At 38.5% G+C, this 15,559-nt stretch carries 16 protein-coding genes and 1 pseudogene; 2 read left to right on the forward strand and 15 right to left on the reverse strand.

Going from position 1 to position 15,559, the window contains the following annotated elements:
• Positions 1-134 precede the first annotated feature (134 nt).
• Positions 135-596 carry a hypothetical protein gene (locus MKX72_RS15060; protein ID WP_033579442.1) on the reverse strand — a complete coding sequence of 154 codons (462 nt, stop codon included), beginning with the start codon at positions 594-596 and terminating at the stop codon, positions 135-137.
• 272 nt (positions 597-868) lie between these two features.
• Here MKX72_RS15060 and MKX72_RS15065 point away from each other — a divergent pair, with 272 nt between their 5' ends.
• The gene (locus MKX72_RS15065; protein WP_155007984.1) at positions 869-1,507 is read left to right on the forward strand and encodes a HoxN/HupN/NixA family nickel/cobalt transporter; all 639 of its coding nucleotides are present in this window, start codon (positions 869-871) and stop codon (positions 1,505-1,507) included.
• A gap of 254 nt (positions 1,508-1,761) precedes the next feature.
• On the opposite strand, the gene MKX72_RS15070 is transcribed toward MKX72_RS15065, so the two are convergent.
• The 8 genes from MKX72_RS15070 to MKX72_RS15105 all read right to left on the reverse strand — a co-directional run bounded on the left by MKX72_RS15070 (position 1,762) and on the right by MKX72_RS15105 (position 7,913).
• Entirely contained in the window at positions 1,762-2,571 is an 810-nt protein-coding gene (locus MKX72_RS15070) for an urease accessory protein UreD (protein WP_048019020.1), read from the reverse strand.
• On the reverse strand, positions 2,568-3,182 hold the full coding sequence (gene ureG / locus MKX72_RS15075; RefSeq protein ID WP_028412821.1) for an urease accessory protein UreG: 615 nt from the start codon (positions 3,180-3,182) through the stop codon (positions 2,568-2,570). The genes MKX72_RS15070 and ureG overlap by 4 nt, the downstream gene beginning before the upstream one ends.
• Before the next feature lie 39 nt (positions 3,183-3,221).
• A complete protein-coding gene (locus tag MKX72_RS15080; protein ID WP_155007983.1) occupies positions 3,222-3,908 on the reverse strand; it encodes an urease accessory protein UreF in 687 nt (228 codons plus the stop codon).
• Positions 3,901-4,347: an urease accessory protein UreE gene (gene ureE / locus MKX72_RS15085; RefSeq protein ID WP_028412819.1), complete on the reverse strand. Its 447-nt coding sequence runs from the start codon at positions 4,345-4,347 to the stop codon at positions 3,901-3,903. The genes MKX72_RS15080 and ureE overlap by 8 nt, the downstream gene beginning before the upstream one ends.
• A gap of 9 nt (positions 4,348-4,356) precedes the next feature.
• Positions 4,357-6,066 (reverse strand): urease subunit alpha, encoded by a 1,710-nt coding sequence (ureC, locus tag MKX72_RS15090; protein ID WP_028412818.1) that lies wholly within the window; start codon positions 6,064-6,066, stop codon positions 4,357-4,359.
• 1 nt (position 6,067) lies between these two features.
• The gene (locus tag MKX72_RS15095; protein ID WP_028412817.1) at positions 6,068-6,394 is read right to left on the reverse strand and encodes an urease subunit beta; all 327 of its coding nucleotides are present in this window, start codon (positions 6,392-6,394) and stop codon (positions 6,068-6,070) included.
• A 14-nt stretch (positions 6,395-6,408) separates the two neighbouring features.
• Positions 6,409-6,711: an urease subunit gamma gene (locus MKX72_RS15100; RefSeq protein WP_013057659.1), complete on the reverse strand. Its 303-nt coding sequence runs from the start codon at positions 6,709-6,711 to the stop codon at positions 6,409-6,411.
• A gap of 152 nt (positions 6,712-6,863) precedes the next feature.
• Complete coding sequence (locus tag MKX72_RS15105) at positions 6,864-7,913, reverse strand: anthranilate phosphoribosyltransferase (protein ID WP_155007982.1); 1,050 nt, start codon at positions 7,911-7,913, stop codon at positions 6,864-6,866.
• A 194-nt stretch (positions 7,914-8,107) separates the two neighbouring features.
• Here MKX72_RS15105 and MKX72_RS15110 point away from each other — a divergent pair, with 194 nt between their 5' ends.
• Complete coding sequence (locus MKX72_RS15110; protein ID WP_028412815.1) at positions 8,108-9,250, forward strand: C40 family peptidase; 1,143 nt, start codon at positions 8,108-8,110, stop codon at positions 9,248-9,250.
• Between the two features lie 80 nt (positions 9,251-9,330).
• Here the strand turns inward: MKX72_RS15110 and MKX72_RS15115 are convergent.
• The 6 genes and pseudogenes from MKX72_RS15115 to MKX72_RS15140 all read right to left on the reverse strand — a co-directional run bounded on the left by MKX72_RS15115 (position 9,331) and on the right by MKX72_RS15140 (position 15,013).
• Positions 9,331-10,400: pseudogene (locus MKX72_RS15115) on the reverse strand (LysM peptidoglycan-binding domain-containing protein).
• A 428-nt stretch (positions 10,401-10,828) separates the two neighbouring features.
• Positions 10,829-11,578 (reverse strand): oxygen-insensitive NADPH nitroreductase, encoded by a 750-nt coding sequence (nfsA, locus tag MKX72_RS15120; protein WP_028412813.1) that lies wholly within the window; start codon positions 11,576-11,578, stop codon positions 10,829-10,831.
• A gap of 92 nt (positions 11,579-11,670) precedes the next feature.
• On the reverse strand, positions 11,671-12,804 hold the full coding sequence (locus MKX72_RS15125; protein ID WP_028412812.1) for an MGDG synthase family glycosyltransferase: 1,134 nt from the start codon (positions 12,802-12,804) through the stop codon (positions 11,671-11,673).
• A complete protein-coding gene (locus MKX72_RS15130) occupies positions 12,801-13,394 on the reverse strand; it encodes a DedA family protein (protein ID WP_028412811.1) in 594 nt (197 codons plus the stop codon). The genes MKX72_RS15125 and MKX72_RS15130 overlap by 4 nt, the downstream gene beginning before the upstream one ends.
• 15 nt (positions 13,395-13,409) lie before the next feature.
• Positions 13,410-14,120, reverse strand: a complete 711-nt coding sequence (locus MKX72_RS15135; RefSeq protein ID WP_155007981.1) for a polysaccharide deacetylase family protein — start codon at positions 14,118-14,120, stop codon at positions 13,410-13,412.
• A gap of 290 nt (positions 14,121-14,410) precedes the next feature.
• Positions 14,411-15,013, reverse strand: coding sequence for an alpha/beta hydrolase (locus MKX72_RS15140; RefSeq protein WP_033579450.1), 603 nt, complete (start codon positions 15,011-15,013; stop codon positions 14,411-14,413).
• Between the last annotated feature and the right edge of the window lie 546 nt (positions 15,014-15,559).

Raw genomic sequence — 15,559 nt, forward strand, 5'->3', positions numbered from 1 at the left:
CACACTCTCTTAAGATTATGTGAAAATAGCCACTGTTAGTACGTTCCCTAAATAAGAGACTTTATTACTTATTTATAAACAAAAATAAAATAAACGTCCATTAAAATCTACGGATGTATAGATTGAAATGACGTTTATTTTTTCTTATGTATATACACTTCTAATAGCTTTTTGGCAATGAGTCCAATAACCAGTCCCGGTACAACAGACAGCATAGGGAGCCAAATTGGGCCTATAAAAACACCGTTGATGGTTGTCACTGAGGAATACATAATGCCTACTGTAACAAAATAAGCACAGGAGACAAAAGGAATAAATGTAAATCTCGATGCGCCGTTTTCTGCTTCTTTAACAGCATCCCAAATTGCAAAAAAATATAAACATGGATAAAACATTAACCACTGCATGTTCATTACCTCGAGGGATTGCTTTGTTTCCCCCAAAAAGCTTAAGCGAATGCCTTCATTAAAATTTGCGCCCATATTAATGAGAAATTCAAGTACAATAAACAAAATTCCTTTTATATGTTTTTTGTTTAGTAATTGTCCAAAGCCTGGCAACGCAATGCTCCATAAAAGAGCTTCTAGTCTAGTCACGTTCTATCCCAACATTTTGACGTATAAAAGAACTCCACAGCATGATATCAGTAGAAATTTTGTCCATAGTTATCAACCTCACAATAATTTACTTATAGTTTTTGTAAATGTAAAATTTTTATACTACATCTCCTTTAATATTTGTAACTTATTGTAAATTGATAAATGTTTTAGCTATTCAACCAGACATTTTCGTTTAGAATTTTCTGTTTATTAAAACAAAAGCGTGCGATATACTAGTTTTATACGTACGAAAGGATGAGAAAGCTGACATGGAAACAAGTTTTTTTTCAATTTTAATACTAGGATTTTTTTTAGGAATCAAGCATGCTCTAGAACCAGATCACATTATCGCTGTATCAACCATTGCTTCAAAAAGTAAAAAGCTGTGGCGCTCTTCGCTTGCAGGAGTATACTGGGGGATTGGTCATACGCTTACGCTGTTTATTTTTGGCATGGTTTTAATAGTGTTAAAAAGCAGTATTTCTGAACGTATGAGCATGTCACTTGAATTTTTAGTGGGCATTATGCTCGTTTATCTCGGTTTTACATCGTTTCTGTCTTACAAAAAACAAGTGCATACGCATCACGAAAAAACGTCTTACTTAAAGTCATTAGGCATTGGCTTTGTTCATGGACTGGCCGGAAGCGCAGCGATGGTTGTAGTAACGATGAGCACCGTTACTCACGTATGGCAAGGTGCGCTGTACATTATCATTTTTGGAATCGGCACTTGTCTTGGCATGCTGTTATTTACGACGGTTATTGGAATTCCATTCGTTACAACTAAAAAGCAAGTGACGTTAAACCGCTGTTTGATGCAGGTAACAGGTGCTGTCAGCATTATATTTGGCCTCTATTATATGTATAATTTAGGTGTAAGCGACGGATTATTTAGTCTGTGGTTCTAACAGAGAATAAAACATAATGAAAATAATTCAATCTAAAGACGAATAAGTAGGATAAATGATCTGGACTGCTTGTTCCACAGCTGTTGATTTCTGTGCAAGACTTCGCTTTGTCCTCTAATCAACGGCTAGAACGAACTACATACGGGAAACCTACGTTCACCCTACCAATAAAAAATCCGAACGAATTTGATTCTCTATCAAGAGTTCAGCTCGTTCGGATTTTTCTTTAACTACTATACTTTTGTACAGGCACTTTAATACTTACGCAAAAGTGATACTTCAGCTTTTAATAACTCCTGCCGGAACAATCCGTATACTTTGACGATTATCTCTTCCACTTCTTGTGTACTAGCAGCTAGTATTCGAATAGCACATCCGGAAATCGGAAGTGCGGAAGCTCCTGCTTTACAGCCTGCCTCTTCGCACAGCTGATGTACTTTCGCTATAAATGCGTCGTCGGCGTTTGGATGAACAATAATAATTGATCCAAAATGAGTATACCCTTCCATTTTCATCATGCCGCGCAGATGGTTTTCTGGCTTCAAGTATAAGTGATCGTATACCTTCAGCTGCTTGTTTACATACAGTTTCAGCTTGGAACGCATAGAGGTATATTGAAACAGCTGCCCATCCGGCGACCACCCCGGGGTGATGCTGTCACACATAAACAAAGCAGCGTTTTCTGCCATATGAACCGTTATTTCTTGGACAAATGCAGCATTTTCATACAAAATAAGCGGGTCTGGTATATATTCCATGATGGATTGTTCTTCAAGGGTTATGCACGTTTCTTGTAAAACAGCTGCGTTCGGTGTTTTGTACACCTTTGTCGCAGATTGAGTAGTAGCAGTCAGCTGAGCATTTTTCTCGACCGTTATCATCGTTTTGTATTTGTCTCCGCTCACGTATCCCCCGCCTACGTGAAGCATATAAACAAAAGGTGATTCAGGAGTCATGTAAATAGGTCTGGCAACTTTGAAAGCCCCGTAATGATAAGTATCTTTAATAACCGTTCGCTCACTGTTTCTTTCTGCACGAAGCTCTAAATAACCCGTGTAGCTCATGATTCAAGGCCGATTAAAAAGGCCTCTTTTTTGATCCATTCTATCACTTGATTGAGCCCTTTATCTTCTTTTAAATTGGTGAAAACAAAAGGCTTGTGCCCTCTCGCTTGGATTGTATCTTTTTCCATTACTTCTAAACTGGCTCCTACATATGGGGCTAAATCTGTTTTGTTGATAATGAATAAATCAGATTTAATCATTCCTTGACCGCCTTTACGCGGGATTTTTTCTCCTTGTGCTACATCGATGATATAAATTGAAAAATCAACGAGCTCTGGGCTAAACGTTGCGGCTAAATTATCTCCTCCGCTTTCTACAAAAATAAGTTCAACATCGGGGTGACGTTCCACTAACTCATCAATTGCAGCAAAGTTCATGGATGCATCTTCTCGAATAGCTGTATGAGGACATCCTCCTGTTTCTACTCCTACGATACGATTTTCTGGCAAAATACTGTTTTTTACTAGAAACTGTGCATCTTCTTTTGTATAAATATCGTTTGTAATGACTGCCATACTGAGCTGCCCTTCTAGCGCACGCGTTAATCGTTCTACTAACATTGTTTTTCCTGCACCAACAGGTCCACCAATTCCAATTTTAATTGCATCCATTTTTTATGCCTTCATCATTCGAAGGCCTTCCCTCCTTTTTTATGACATGAACAATCGAACATGCAGTTGTTCATGCTGCATTTGAGCAATTTCTAACCCTGGTGTCACGGCACCAAATTCCTCTTGATCTGCTTGCAAAATATGCTGAAGCGCTTGCTGCAGCAGCGGCTGAAAAAGAACGAGCGTTTTTTGCCCATCGGTTTGGCCGATTGGTATGCCGCGAACAGCATTTTGAATTAATGAAGAGATGCTAGCGTACAAATGACTTGAAATTGCCTCTTCTTTTGTAATGTTTAATTGCAGGCTGGCTAATGCAAATACAACAGCAGGATGTCCGTACGCCTTCTTTGCTTTTACTTCACTCATATACTTTTCTAAATAAGAGCCTTGAAATAACTCTAAGCAAAGCTTTAACATGCGCTGGCCCACCCGTCTTGTCCCTTCTCTTGTTTCTTTTGACAAAGCAAGAGCGTATAGTTCATGATCAATTCTCATAATTTCGTTAAACTGGTCACGAACAGCATACTCATAAGCCAGCCTGCATGCTAAGCCGTCCGTATACGTCAGCTGAACATCAAGGTATGTACGAAGCGCTTCTTGAAAGGTTTCTGTGTCGTAAATTTGATTTCGCTGAATATACGTTTCAAAACCAAACGAATGCGAAAATGCACCCGATGGGAAATTTGAATCACATAGTTGAATCAGCGAAAGCAATGAATTAGTCATGACTATGTCCGATATGCTTAAAAGCTTGTTTTACTTTTCTTTTTTCGCGCTTATAGGGAATGTTGAGCTGCTGAAGCAATTCTTCGACTAAATAATCGTACTGTACAAGCATGTCTCCACCTTCAAACTGCGCCGGCAAATGGCGGTTCCCAAGCTGATGAGCAATTTCTCCCATCTGCTGAATATCAATCGGCTGAATGGTCAAAATATCGTCTGCCAGAACTTGCACAACAATCATATTGCTTTCATCCATAAATAGTACATCGCCATCAACTAACTCGCGGTTTTCTTTCAGACGAATTCCGAGTTCCTTACCGTGATCTGTTACAACGCGCTGAACGCGTTTTACTAAGTGATCACTTTCGATATATACCTTTTCTATATGTGGAGCTCGTTTTTCTAATGTTGCTATATTTCCGATAATTTTTTCGATTACCATTTTTTCACCTCAAAATAAAAAGTATCGCTGCGCCATAGGCACAACTTCTGCCGCTTCACATGTAATCATTTGTCCATCTATTTTTACTTCGTACGTTTGGGGATCAACTTCAATCTTAGGCATTTCTCCATTTAACTTCATATCTGTTTTTTTTAACTGACGAATATCTTTTACTGGTTTAAGCAGCTTTTGTAACCCTAGTTTTTCGCCCACTTTGTTCTCATACGCTGCTTTTGACACAAACGTAACGGAGGTTTTAGCTCTTGCTTTTCCATAAGAAGCAAACATCGGACGATATAAGACCGGCTGTGGGGTTGGAATTGAAGCGTTAGGGTCTCCCATTAAGCTGTGAGCAATTAAACCGCCTTTTACAATCAAGTCAGGCTTTATTCCAAAAAACGCTGGCTCCCATAGGACTAAGTCAGCTATTTTCCCTGTTTCTACCGATCCTACGTATTCGGAAATTCCATGAGCGATAGCTGGATTAATCGTATATTTAGCTACATAGCGTTTGACACGTGCGTTATCGCCGACTTCGCTGTCACCATCAATTTTTCCTCGCTGCTTTTTCATCTTATCAGCTGTTTGCCACGTTCGTGTAATCACTTCTCCTACACGTCCCATTGCTTGAGAATCTGAAGAAATCATACTGAATACACCTAAATCGTGTAAAATATCTTCAGCTGCAATCGTTTCTTTGCGAATGCGGGAATCAGCAAAAGCGATGTCTTCTGGTACAGCAGGATCAAGATGATGACATACCATGAGCATATCTAAATGCTCTTCAAGCGTGTTGACCGTATAGGGTCTTGTTGGATTAGTTGATGATGGAAGCACGTTTGGAAAGCTTGCCATTTCCATAATATCAGGTGCATGCCCGCCTCCAGCTCCTTCAGTATGGTAGGTATGAATGACTCGATCACCAATTGCTGCAATCGTATCTTCAACAAAGCCGCCTTCATTTAAAGTATCTGTATGAATCGCAATTTGAACATCGTACTCGTCTGCTACTTGCAGGCTTGTGTCGATGGCAGATGCCGTGGTTCCCCAGTCTTCGTGAAGCTTTAGTCCAATTGCTCCTGCTTTAATTTGTTCAATTAAAGGCTCTTTCGCACTTGCATTTCCTTTTCCTAAAAAGCCAATATTCATCGGAAATGCTTCAGCGGCTTCAAGCATTCGTTCGATATGCCACGCTCCGGGTGTACAAGTGGTAGCCTTTGTTCCTGTAGCAGGTCCTGTTCCTCCTCCAATCATCGTTGTCACGCCAGAGGCAAGGGCGGTTTCAATTTGCTGCGGACAAATGAAATGAATATGCGCATCAATACCGCCGGCGGTTACAATTTTCCCTTCAGCTGCAATTACTTCCGTACTCGCACCAATGATGATGTCTACTTCATCCATCAACAGCGGATTACCCGCTTTTCCAATAGTTTGAATGAGTCCATCTTTTATTCCAATATCTGCTTTATATATGCCTGTATAATCAACGATAATGGCATTTGTCAACACTAAGTCCGCTGCTTCACTTCGCGTTGCAAGAGGGTGCTGCCCCATTCCGTCACGAATCACTTTTCCTCCGCCAAACTTCACTTCATCTCCGTAGGTTGTGAAATCTTTTTCAATTTCAATAAATAGCTCTGTGTCTGCTAAACGAACAGCATCTCCAACGGTTGGTCCAAACATATCTGCATACTGACGTCGCGACATTTGAAAACTCATCTTATGCATCTTCCTTTCTATCAGAAAGCGATCTGTTTGTTTTATTGTTCAGACCGTAAATTTCTCTTGTTCCGGAGAAAGCAACCAGCTCTACTTCTTTTGCATCACCTGGCTCAAAGCGAACGGCTGTACCGGCTGGAATATTTAAATGATAGCCAAGCGCAGCTTCGCGGGGGAATTCGAGCGCGGCATTCACTTCAAAAAAATGAAAATGTGAACCTACTTGAACAGGGCGGTCGCCTCTATTGATTACAGTCACGCTAATCGATTGCTTTCTGTTATTACATGTGATGGGTTCTTTTTTTAAGACGTATTCCCCTGGAATCATATTTTTCCCTCCTCTTAACGAATTGGATCGTGAACAGTGACGAGCTTGGTTCCGTCTGGAAAGGTAGCTTCTACTTGAATATCATGAATCATTTCCGGAATACCTTCCATTACATCTTCTCGTTTTAAAATCTTGGTACCTTCTCGCATTAGCTGTGCTACCGTCTTGCCATCGCGAGCTCCTTCCATAATTTCATATGTAATGATCGCTACTGCCTCGGGATAGTTAAGTTTTAATCCTCTTGTCTGACGGCGTCTTGCTAAGTCTGCAGCTACGACAATCATTAATTTTTCTTGTTCTCTCGACGTAAGTTTCAATGAAAGCTTCCTTTCTGCTAATCTATTTTCTTGTTAACATCAAATGTGATATTTTCTAACACAAATACACAACTAATTATATTAAATTTTCTGATAAAAAACAAAGGATTTATATCTTTCGATAAAAAAAGATGAGCATATTTGCTCACCTTTTACTCTTCTGAAATCACTTGTGTTTTCCATTTCTGCAGGTGTTTCCAACCCAGACCTTCAGCTAGCTGACGTTTTGCATAGTCTACTCCTTCTTCAATAGAAGTTTCATAGCCAAATAAATAATAGCGCAAGCCGGCGTTTAATACTACTTGATTATAGACATAAGTCAGTTCGGAAGAAGATTCACCCTCCAAAATGCGCGCCACATATTCCGCTTGTTTTTCAACACTTATTTTCTTTTCAAAGTGTTCTTCTTCCACAAACAGTCCGTATTCTTTTGGATTGACAATAAACGACTCCATCTCTCCTTCTGAGATAGTAAAAACAAAGCTGCTTCTATGTACAGGTACATCTTCAGATCCTTCTATACCTTGCACCACGTATACATGTTTAAACGGGAGCGAAGCAAAAATGGGCACAATTTTGTTAATAGCCGTGCGGTGAAAAGCGCCCATCATTAAAGAAGAAGCATTTGATAAATTTAATAGTTTTTCAACCGTATTAATTAGTGTTCTTACGCCAATTTCATGACGAATTTGTTTGATGCGACTAAGAGGATAAGAGATTGTTTCAGCATTTACAAAGCCAATTTTTAATGTTTCTAACGTATGACCGATGTCTTCAATCGTTTGAGCTTGAGGGATCTGTAATGAATGAAGTACATCTTCAATCGTTGTTCCAAACTTTGGAGAAAGCGCTTCTGTACAGTGTAAAAAAGCTGGCACACCTCTTTCAGCTAATAAAATCGATACAGGAATGGTCGCAAAAAATGAATTTCTCCCTGCATAAGGGCTTGCAAAATCAATTGATTTATCTTTTAACGGCTGAGACAGCGGTATCTCTTTTGTTTTTTCACGAAAAGCATGAACGAATCCCAATAGTTCATCTGCATTTTCGGTTTTAATGCGTTCCGCAATAAAAAAAGCAGCAATCTGAGCATCCGTAGCTTGTCCAGAAGCGATTAAGCGAGCTGCTTCTTTTGCTTGTTCATACGTTAAGTCAGTTGATCCTCTTTTTCCGCGCGCTATTTCTTTGATAAATTGTTGCATATCGTACACTTCCTTTTTAACTGAATATTTGTACATTGTATCACATATTTCCTTTGTTCCTTAGATTATCTTCTATCAGGTACGCAAACTGCTAAAAAATATGAAATTAAAGGAAAAGTACTAGTTCTTTTATAACCTAATATAGTATAATCTATCTGCTATACTATTATTTGGATATTTGGGGGACTTTACAAATGAAAAAAGAGAAACTACTTGTACCATTTATAGCAGCATCCGTTTTAGTAGGAGCATCGGTGACAACGCCTGTTTTTAGCCACTCTGCTTATGCTGCTTCTTCTGTGAGCGTTTATCAAAAAGACGTTAATTCGCTAGCAGATTATTACGCACCATTTTATAAAACTGTAGAAAAAAAGCTAAAAGAAATTGAAGGAATAAAAGATGACGAAAAAGCGTTAGCGGCATATGATCAGCTTGCGGATCAAATTGACCAGTTTCTAACAAAGACTGATAAAAATTACGCGATGAATCATCTTAATTCAGAAGCTGATCAGCTTCAAGGGTATTTATATGACAGCTTAATTGCTCTTTACAATTACATTGTAGATCTTGAAGACTATGCGTATGGAGATGTAAGTGACGCGGAATTTAATAAGATCTCTGCAAATTTTGAAAAAGAAATCAACGCATACAATACGCAATTTCAGCAAAAAGCGAAGAGCTATAAAACGAAGCGAAAAGTAACGTTTAGCGCAAATATGAGTTATTTGCTTGATGAAGATATTCAACCTTCACCAACAGCTCCATCTACACCGGCTGATAACAATGGCACCTACACGGTGAAAAAGGGAGACACGCTGACAGCAGTCGCTAAAAAGTACGGCATGACGGTAGCTGAATTAAAAAAATTAAACAATTTAAAAACAGATGCGCTAAAAGTTGGACAAGTGCTGAAAGTGAAAAGTACAAGCGCACCTGCGCCGGCTCCAGCACCCCAAACTTCTGTTAGTGCAAAACAGCAGCAAATCGTATCGTATGCCAAAACGCTAATTGGAAAGCCATATAAATATGGAGGCACGACACCAAAAGGTTTTGATGTATCAGGGTACACACAGTATGTATATAAAAACGCGGGTTCAACTATTTCTATCCCCCGTACAGTAGCAGATCAGTATAAAAGCGGAACGGACGTAAAGCAAAACAGTCTGCAGGCTGGAGATTTAGTTTTCTTTAAAAACGGCAAATCCGTTTCAGTCGTAGGAATTTACCTAGACAAACAAGAATTCATTTATGTCAGCAGCAAAGGCGTTAAAACGCAATCACTTTCAACAGCGTACTGGAAAAACAGCTATGCGGGCGCAAAGCGTATTATAAAGTAAAAAGAGGTGCCATAAGGCACCTCTTTTGTTTTACTAGCTATGTATTTCTATACTAGACTAGCAATTTTATAAAGAACTTCTTAGTTCATAACCGTGATTTTAACAGATTTTCTTCCGAACTGTTGAGCATCACTTTCAGAAGGAACGAATACATCGATTCGATTGCCTTTAATTGCTCCACCTGTATCGGCAGCTACAGCTTCACCATAGCCTTCTACATAAACTTTCGAACCTAACGGAATAACACTAGGATCAACAGCGATTACTTTTTGGTTTGGATTTGCTTTTAAATCCACTCCTGTAGCAGTTGTACCGCTACATCCAGCACAATTAGCCGTATAGGCAGTTGCTTCAACTGTCATTGATTTGCCGCTGGCTTGTTGTGACGATTCAGCAGGTTGTTGTTGTTTTTGTGAGCTTGCTTCTTTTTGAGCGATTCTTTTTGAGCTTGTTCAGCTTGAGCTTGCTGCTGTTGTTTTTGAGCTTGTTCAGCTTGAGCTTGCTGCTGCTCTTTTTGAGCTTGTTCAGCTTGAGCTTGCTGCTGTTCTTTTTGAGCTTGTTCAGCTTGAGCTTGCTGCTGTTCTTTTTGAGCTTGTTCAGCTTGAGCTTGCTGCTGCTCTTTTTGAGCTTGTTCAGCTTGAGCTTGCTGCTGTTCTTTTTGAGCTTGTTCAGCTTGAGCTTGCTGCTGTTCTTCTTGAGTTTGTTCAGCCGGCGCTTGAGCTTGCTGAGTTTCTGGAGCAGCTTGGGCTACTGAAGGGCTTGATTGCTGAGCTTGGCCGTTTGGAGACTGAATTTTTAGTTGTTCGCCAGGATAAATTAAATCTGACTTCAGTCCGTTCCATTCTTTAATTTGATCTACCGTCACGCCGTATTGCTGACTGATGGACCATAATGTATTTCCTTGCTGAACTTTGTGCGTCATTTCTTTTATAGTAGCTACGTTTAATTCTTGATTTGGATAAATAATATTAGATGTTAAGTTATTTGCATCTTTTAGCTCGTCTACGCTCACGCTGTGCTTTTGAGCGACTTTCCATAACGTATCACCTTTTTCTACGTGATACGTTCCGCTTGTAGAAGCAGAAGCTGCACCTACAAATCCCGCTGAAAGGATTGCTGTTGTTCCTAGAGTAAATATAAATTTTTTCATTACGAATACCTCCTTATTTACTCAATGATTGAATGATATCATCCTCACATTTCACAGCCGTTACAGAGCCATGCTACTTTTATTACAAAACTTAACAAAAAGGAACGTTTAAACGTAATATTTCTGATAATTTGGCTATATGATGAAACGTTTCTACTTTTTACTGCTTTTTATTGTTGTTTTAACCAAAATAGTTAAATTTCTCTATCATTGCTGGCTATGCCTCTTCTTTTTTATTGACCCTTTAACGGGTATATTAAGTTTTTTCGTAACAAAAAAGAGGTTGGAAATGAATCCAGTCAACTGCTAGAAGAAACTACATAAATGAAACCTATGTTCACCATAACAAAAAAAGCGAACCGCTCATCAAAGATTCTGATGAGCGGTTCGCTTTTCAATTCGGCTAAACTACTTGTGTCCCAGCCTTTTTATTTCTTATTAAATCCTTGCTTTTCAACAAATTCTTTCATATACATACGCTTAGGATTGGAAAGCATTTCAGCCATTTGACCAGTCCATGTGTCTTGGCGTTTGCCATTTGTTCGTTCGTTGTAATAAGCAGAAATTTCTTCGTTATACGTCGTTAATTCTTTTTTCGTCTGCTCATGGTTTGGCTCATATGTTTCTTCATGATACACATGTTTAAATGGTAAGCGCGGCTTTTTATCCGTCATACCCGCTGGATGTCCAACCGTTAGACCAAATAACGGGATTACATGATGAGGCAGTTTTAACAATTTGCTTACTTCTTCTAATTCGTTACGCAAACCGCCAATATAACAAGCTCCAAGTCCCATTGATTCAGCAGCAAGCGTTGCATTTTGCGCAGCAAGGGCAACGTCAATAATAGCTACCATGAACTGCTCTGTGCTTTCGAGCGCTGTCGATAAATCTTTTTTCTCCATTTCTGCAATGACATCATGACGATGAAAGTCAGCGCAAAATACAAAGAAGTGTCCATTTGTTTCTACGTAAGGCTGATTTCCTGCTAATTGGGCAAGCTTTCGCTTCGTTTCTTTATCTTTTACTCCAATAATGGAGTACGCTTGAATATAGCTTGATGTGGAAGCTGCCTGTGCGCTTTCTACAATCGTCTGAATTTGCTCTTCCGACAATGGTTTGTCTTCATATTTGCGAATAGAACGATGATTTAAAATCGTTTCAATAACTGAGTTCATATTATAATCTCCTTTTACTTCATTTAACCTTCTACAGATGTTATATCTACAGTTAGTTTATCGAATGTAAAAAGAAATAACCAATGTTCTGCTTAAAATTGATTTTGACTTGTCTCATATCGATACAGCTTAAAGTGATCTGCAAGCACGCGATCTACTTTTACTTCTAAGCTGTCTACATATTCGTCCATTCGTTTTATCAACCGGTTTCGTTTCACATCATTTTCTAAAATGTTCTTAAGCTGCTGTTCAAAGGCTTCAGCATCATTAAGCGGTATCAGCAGCTCTTTTTCTTTTAGATATTCAATGTTAATTTGTTCTTGACCGGGAAGAGATGAATGAATAAAAATAGGTAGTCTCTTATGAAGGGCTTCGCTAATTGTAACGCCTCCTGCTTTTGTGACAATGGCATCTGCTCCTTCATATAAATCATTCATTTTCTCTCTTGATTTTACATACGGGACCGCTTTAACTTTCGGGTGGTTTAGTTTCACTAGTTCTTGATACAACTTTTTATTTTTTCCACACAGCACATAATACATATACGTACAGTTTTGCGGAAGCTGCTGAAGCATTTTGCGTACATTCCCAAGGCCCGAATTTCCGCCGGCAATCAGGATATGCTTCTGTGGCATGAGATGGTCAATCCGTCTTTTTAAAAACGCTTTATGAACGGGAATGCCCGTTACATAAATAGAAGACTCTTTTACACCGTGAACGTTTTGTAGAAATGCTTTCGTATCCTGATCAGGCACGCAGTGAAGCTCGATTCCATTTTTACCCCATACGTCGCTTACTAAGAAGTCGGTGTATACGTTTATAATAGGAAGATCAATGATTCCTTTTTCTTTTAAGCCGCTTAATACACAGGAAGGAAAGCTGTGTGTGCAAACAATGACGTCGGGCTGCTCTGCATCAATTAATTTCTTCATATGATATTCGATAATCGGCCACTTTTTCACGACAAAATCATCCATCGTATGGTCGTTTTTTTTGTATACATGCCCGTAATAAAATTTTTCAAACTGCTTTGGAAAAACAGAAATCCATTTCATGTATATCGATGAAATCATTTGTTCAAGCGGTTTGCTCCAATAGCTTAAACAATCAATTTTTTGACAAATAACGTGAGAAAAACGTTCCATGATGGCATCCATAACGGCGTCTGCTACTTGGTGATGACCAGATGGCATCTGAAAAAGCGGCAAGAACAGAACCTTCCTCATTGACCATCCCTCCTCTCAAGACGTTTTCGGTTTCTTTTTCTTTTTATAAGTAAATAAATAACAAAAAAAGCTACAGCTCCCATAATGATATACGAAATATGAATCCGGTCTCCTACATAGTAACCTAGAACGAGAAAAGAAAGGACCCATACTAGACTGCCTACCACCGATAACAGCAAATAAAGCAAAAACGGATAGCGACTTATTCCTGCCATATATGGGCTAATTTGACGTAAGCCTGGAATATATAAACCAAATAAAATGGTCCATATCCCATATTTATGGTAGCTGCCGCTTGCCGCTTCAATTTTCTCTTTGGTTAACCCTACGTATTTTCCGTATTTATCAAAAAATGGGGTTCCTGCATACCTTCCTAGCCCGTAAGCAGTAAGCATTCCAGTTATAACACCTAAAAAAGCAAAAAGAGATGATTCGTATAAGTTCAGCTGATGTTTGGCAATAAACATGCCTAATAATATTAAAAATGATTCTTCAGGCGCTGGAATTCCAACGATCCCACAAAAAAGTACAAGTAAAATAACAATATAACCATAGGAATGTATATACTGAGAAATAATTGTTAAGTCCACTGCTCGCTCCTCTATTTACGATTGATTCATCAATTGCTGCATGGTTATACTTTCATACCCTTGCTGTTTTAAGTAAGGTAAAAATTCTTCTAACGCCGCAATCGTCATTTCAGGTGCTTTTTCATCTGCTCCCGGGGTATCTCCATTATCGTGTAAAACAAAAATGGCTCCATCTTCTACTTTACGCATTAGTTTTTGAACTAATGCCGTTTTCGTTGTTTTTAGTGTCCAATCCTGAAAGATTCCTGTCCAGATCACGAGATGATATGGCTTGGCCATTAATAAACTGCTCATATTTAAATGTCCCCACGGCGGACGATAAAAAAGCGGCTTTTGATCTGTTACTTTCTCTATAACCTGTGCACATTGATGAATGTGTCTTTTTAATTGCCAAGGTGTTTGCGTCCATGCACTCACGTGACGATGATGATGTATAGCTACTTCATGTCCTTCATCAATCATCCTGTTTAAAATAGACGGGTGTTTTTCCCCTAGTTCTCCCACAATAAAAAAAGTAGCTTTCATTTCATGCAGTTTGAACAAGTCCAAAATTTTTGGCGTATAAACAGGATGAGGCCCATCGTCAAATGTTATAGCTATTTTATGCTTTTTTGCCCCTTTTATTATGACTGATGAATGATAGCGACGGTAAAGGTTTTGCGAAATAATGGTATATACACATATAACCATTAGAACGAAAAGTAAAACAATAAAAAAACGAGTCATATGCTTTTAACCATCCTTTTGAATTTAAATCCTGCATTTATTATAACGGTTTACTCAGACTTTGGTTTCATTTTTTTGTGATAGAAGCCAGGAATTTTAAAATAATTTGATACTTTACCTAAAAATAGCTGTTCTGCAAGGATATACCGGAAATAAAATGATATCATAAAATTTCCCTTCATTCAGTAAAAAAAGTACTTTTTACCATTTATATCTATCTTTTGTATGATAACTGTCCTTGTTTTTTGAAAATAAAAAAACTTCCCGCACGAGTGCGGAAAGTTTTGAAATTAAAATTTTGACCGATACCATTTTTCAGCTGCTTCAATTTCTGTTCGTGTTAACTGATGTCCAAATGATTCCCAATGGACCTGTACGTCCGCTCCGGCTTTTTCTAAAAGAGCAGAAAGTTCTTCCGTTTCTGATGCTGGGCAAATAGGATCGTTTGTACCTGCGCCGATAAAGATAGAGGCGTCGGTCTTAGGCACTTCAATTCCTCTTCTTGGAACCATCGGATGAAGAAGAGCCGCCCCTTTTAAAGAATTCTCATAATGAAACAGCAAACTTCCTGCAATATTGGCACCATTTGAGTAGCCTACAGCTACGATGTTGTGTCGGTCGAATGAATATGTTTCAGCCGCTTCATCTAAAAATTGATGAAGTTCTTTTGTACGTTCAATTAAATCTTCTATATCAAATATTCCTTCTTGTAAACGTCTAAAGAAACGGGGCATTCCGTTTTCTAGTACATTTCCTCTTACAGATAATACGGAGCAAGAGGAATCAATCATATCTGCAACAGGGAGCAGATCTTGTTCTGTACCTCCTGTACCATGCAACAGCAATAAAGTCGGTTTCGTCTCGTCCGTTCCTTTTTTAAAAATATGTTTCACGTATATCCACTCCTTTTAAATATCTCGAATTAAAGATAATTTTATTATAAGAACTTTCGAAGCATTTGTAAAGGAACTACTGTCAAAGAAATACCTGTATGTTTTGCTGGCAGTATCACATAATACTGAATAACTTCATATGGCCATTGCTCATATGCAGCTAGGTATTTAATTCGTTTGACTTACAGCGGGTAAAGAAATATTCCACTTTTATCTAAGTGCTCCCGTCAAAAGGTGGATAATAATTAAAACTCGCCCGTCCTCCTTCGTATAAAAAGTGCCCTAGTCTGATAAATTAGTTAATTTTTTCTTTATTTCGTTACTTTCAACAGATATCAGCATTTATACCCGAGCGTACTAAATCGTATTTCTTATACGTGTTATAACAACTTTTTTCTATGAGAAACAGAACGTAAAATACCCCCTTGGTTTTTCATAAAGGGGAACAAAGCCCCGAATGGTGCTTTATACGACTTTATTTGACAAACACAAATTTATGGGTAAACTAAGTTCAGATGATTGTATTTCACTTTGTTTCAGTTTAAT

This window comes from Priestia sp. FSL R5-0597, assembly GCF_038006305.1.
In the GTDB taxonomy this organism is placed as follows: Bacteria; Bacillota; Bacilli; order Bacillales; family Bacillaceae_H; genus Priestia; species Priestia zanthoxyli.

What these genes read in the sequence shown, in the direction of transcription:
- MKX72_RS15125 (WP_028412812.1), bottom strand. Translation starts at nt 12,804, where the DNA reads ATGAGGAAGGTTCTGTTCTTGCCGCTTTTTCAGATGCCATCTGGTCAT.
- nfsA (WP_028412813.1), bottom strand. Translation starts at nt 11,578, where the DNA reads ATGAACTCAGTTATTGAAACGATTTTAAATCATCGTTCTATTCGCAAA.
- MKX72_RS15110 (WP_028412815.1), top strand. Translation starts at nt 8,108, where the DNA reads ATGAAAAAAGAGAAACTACTTGTACCATTTATAGCAGCATCCGTTTTA.
- ureG (WP_028412821.1), bottom strand. Translation starts at nt 3,182, where the DNA reads ATGGATGCAATTAAAATTGGAATTGGTGGACCTGTTGGTGCAGGAAAA.
- MKX72_RS15070 (WP_048019020.1), bottom strand. Translation starts at nt 2,571, where the DNA reads ATGAGCTACACGGGTTATTTAGAGCTTCGTGCAGAAAGAAACAGTGAG.
- MKX72_RS15080 (WP_155007983.1), bottom strand. Translation starts at nt 3,908, where the DNA reads ATGACTAATTCATTGCTTTCGCTGATTCAACTATGTGATTCAAATTTC.
- ureE (WP_028412819.1), bottom strand. Translation starts at nt 4,347, where the DNA reads ATGGTAATCGAAAAAATTATCGGAAATATAGCAACATTAGAAAAACGA.
- MKX72_RS15065 (WP_155007984.1), top strand. Translation starts at nt 869, where the DNA reads ATGGAAACAAGTTTTTTTTCAATTTTAATACTAGGATTTTTTTTAGGA.
- ureC (WP_028412818.1), bottom strand. Translation starts at nt 6,066, where the DNA reads ATGAGTTTTCAAATGTCGCGACGTCAGTATGCAGATATGTTTGGACCA.
- MKX72_RS15135 (WP_155007981.1), bottom strand. Translation starts at nt 14,120, where the DNA reads ATGACTCGTTTTTTTATTGTTTTACTTTTCGTTCTAATGGTTATATGT.
- MKX72_RS15095 (WP_028412817.1), bottom strand. Translation starts at nt 6,394, where the DNA reads ATGATTCCAGGGGAATACGTCTTAAAAAAAGAACCCATCACATGTAAT.
- MKX72_RS15105 (WP_155007982.1), bottom strand. Translation starts at nt 7,913, where the DNA reads ATGCAACAATTTATCAAAGAAATAGCGCGCGGAAAAAGAGGATCAACT.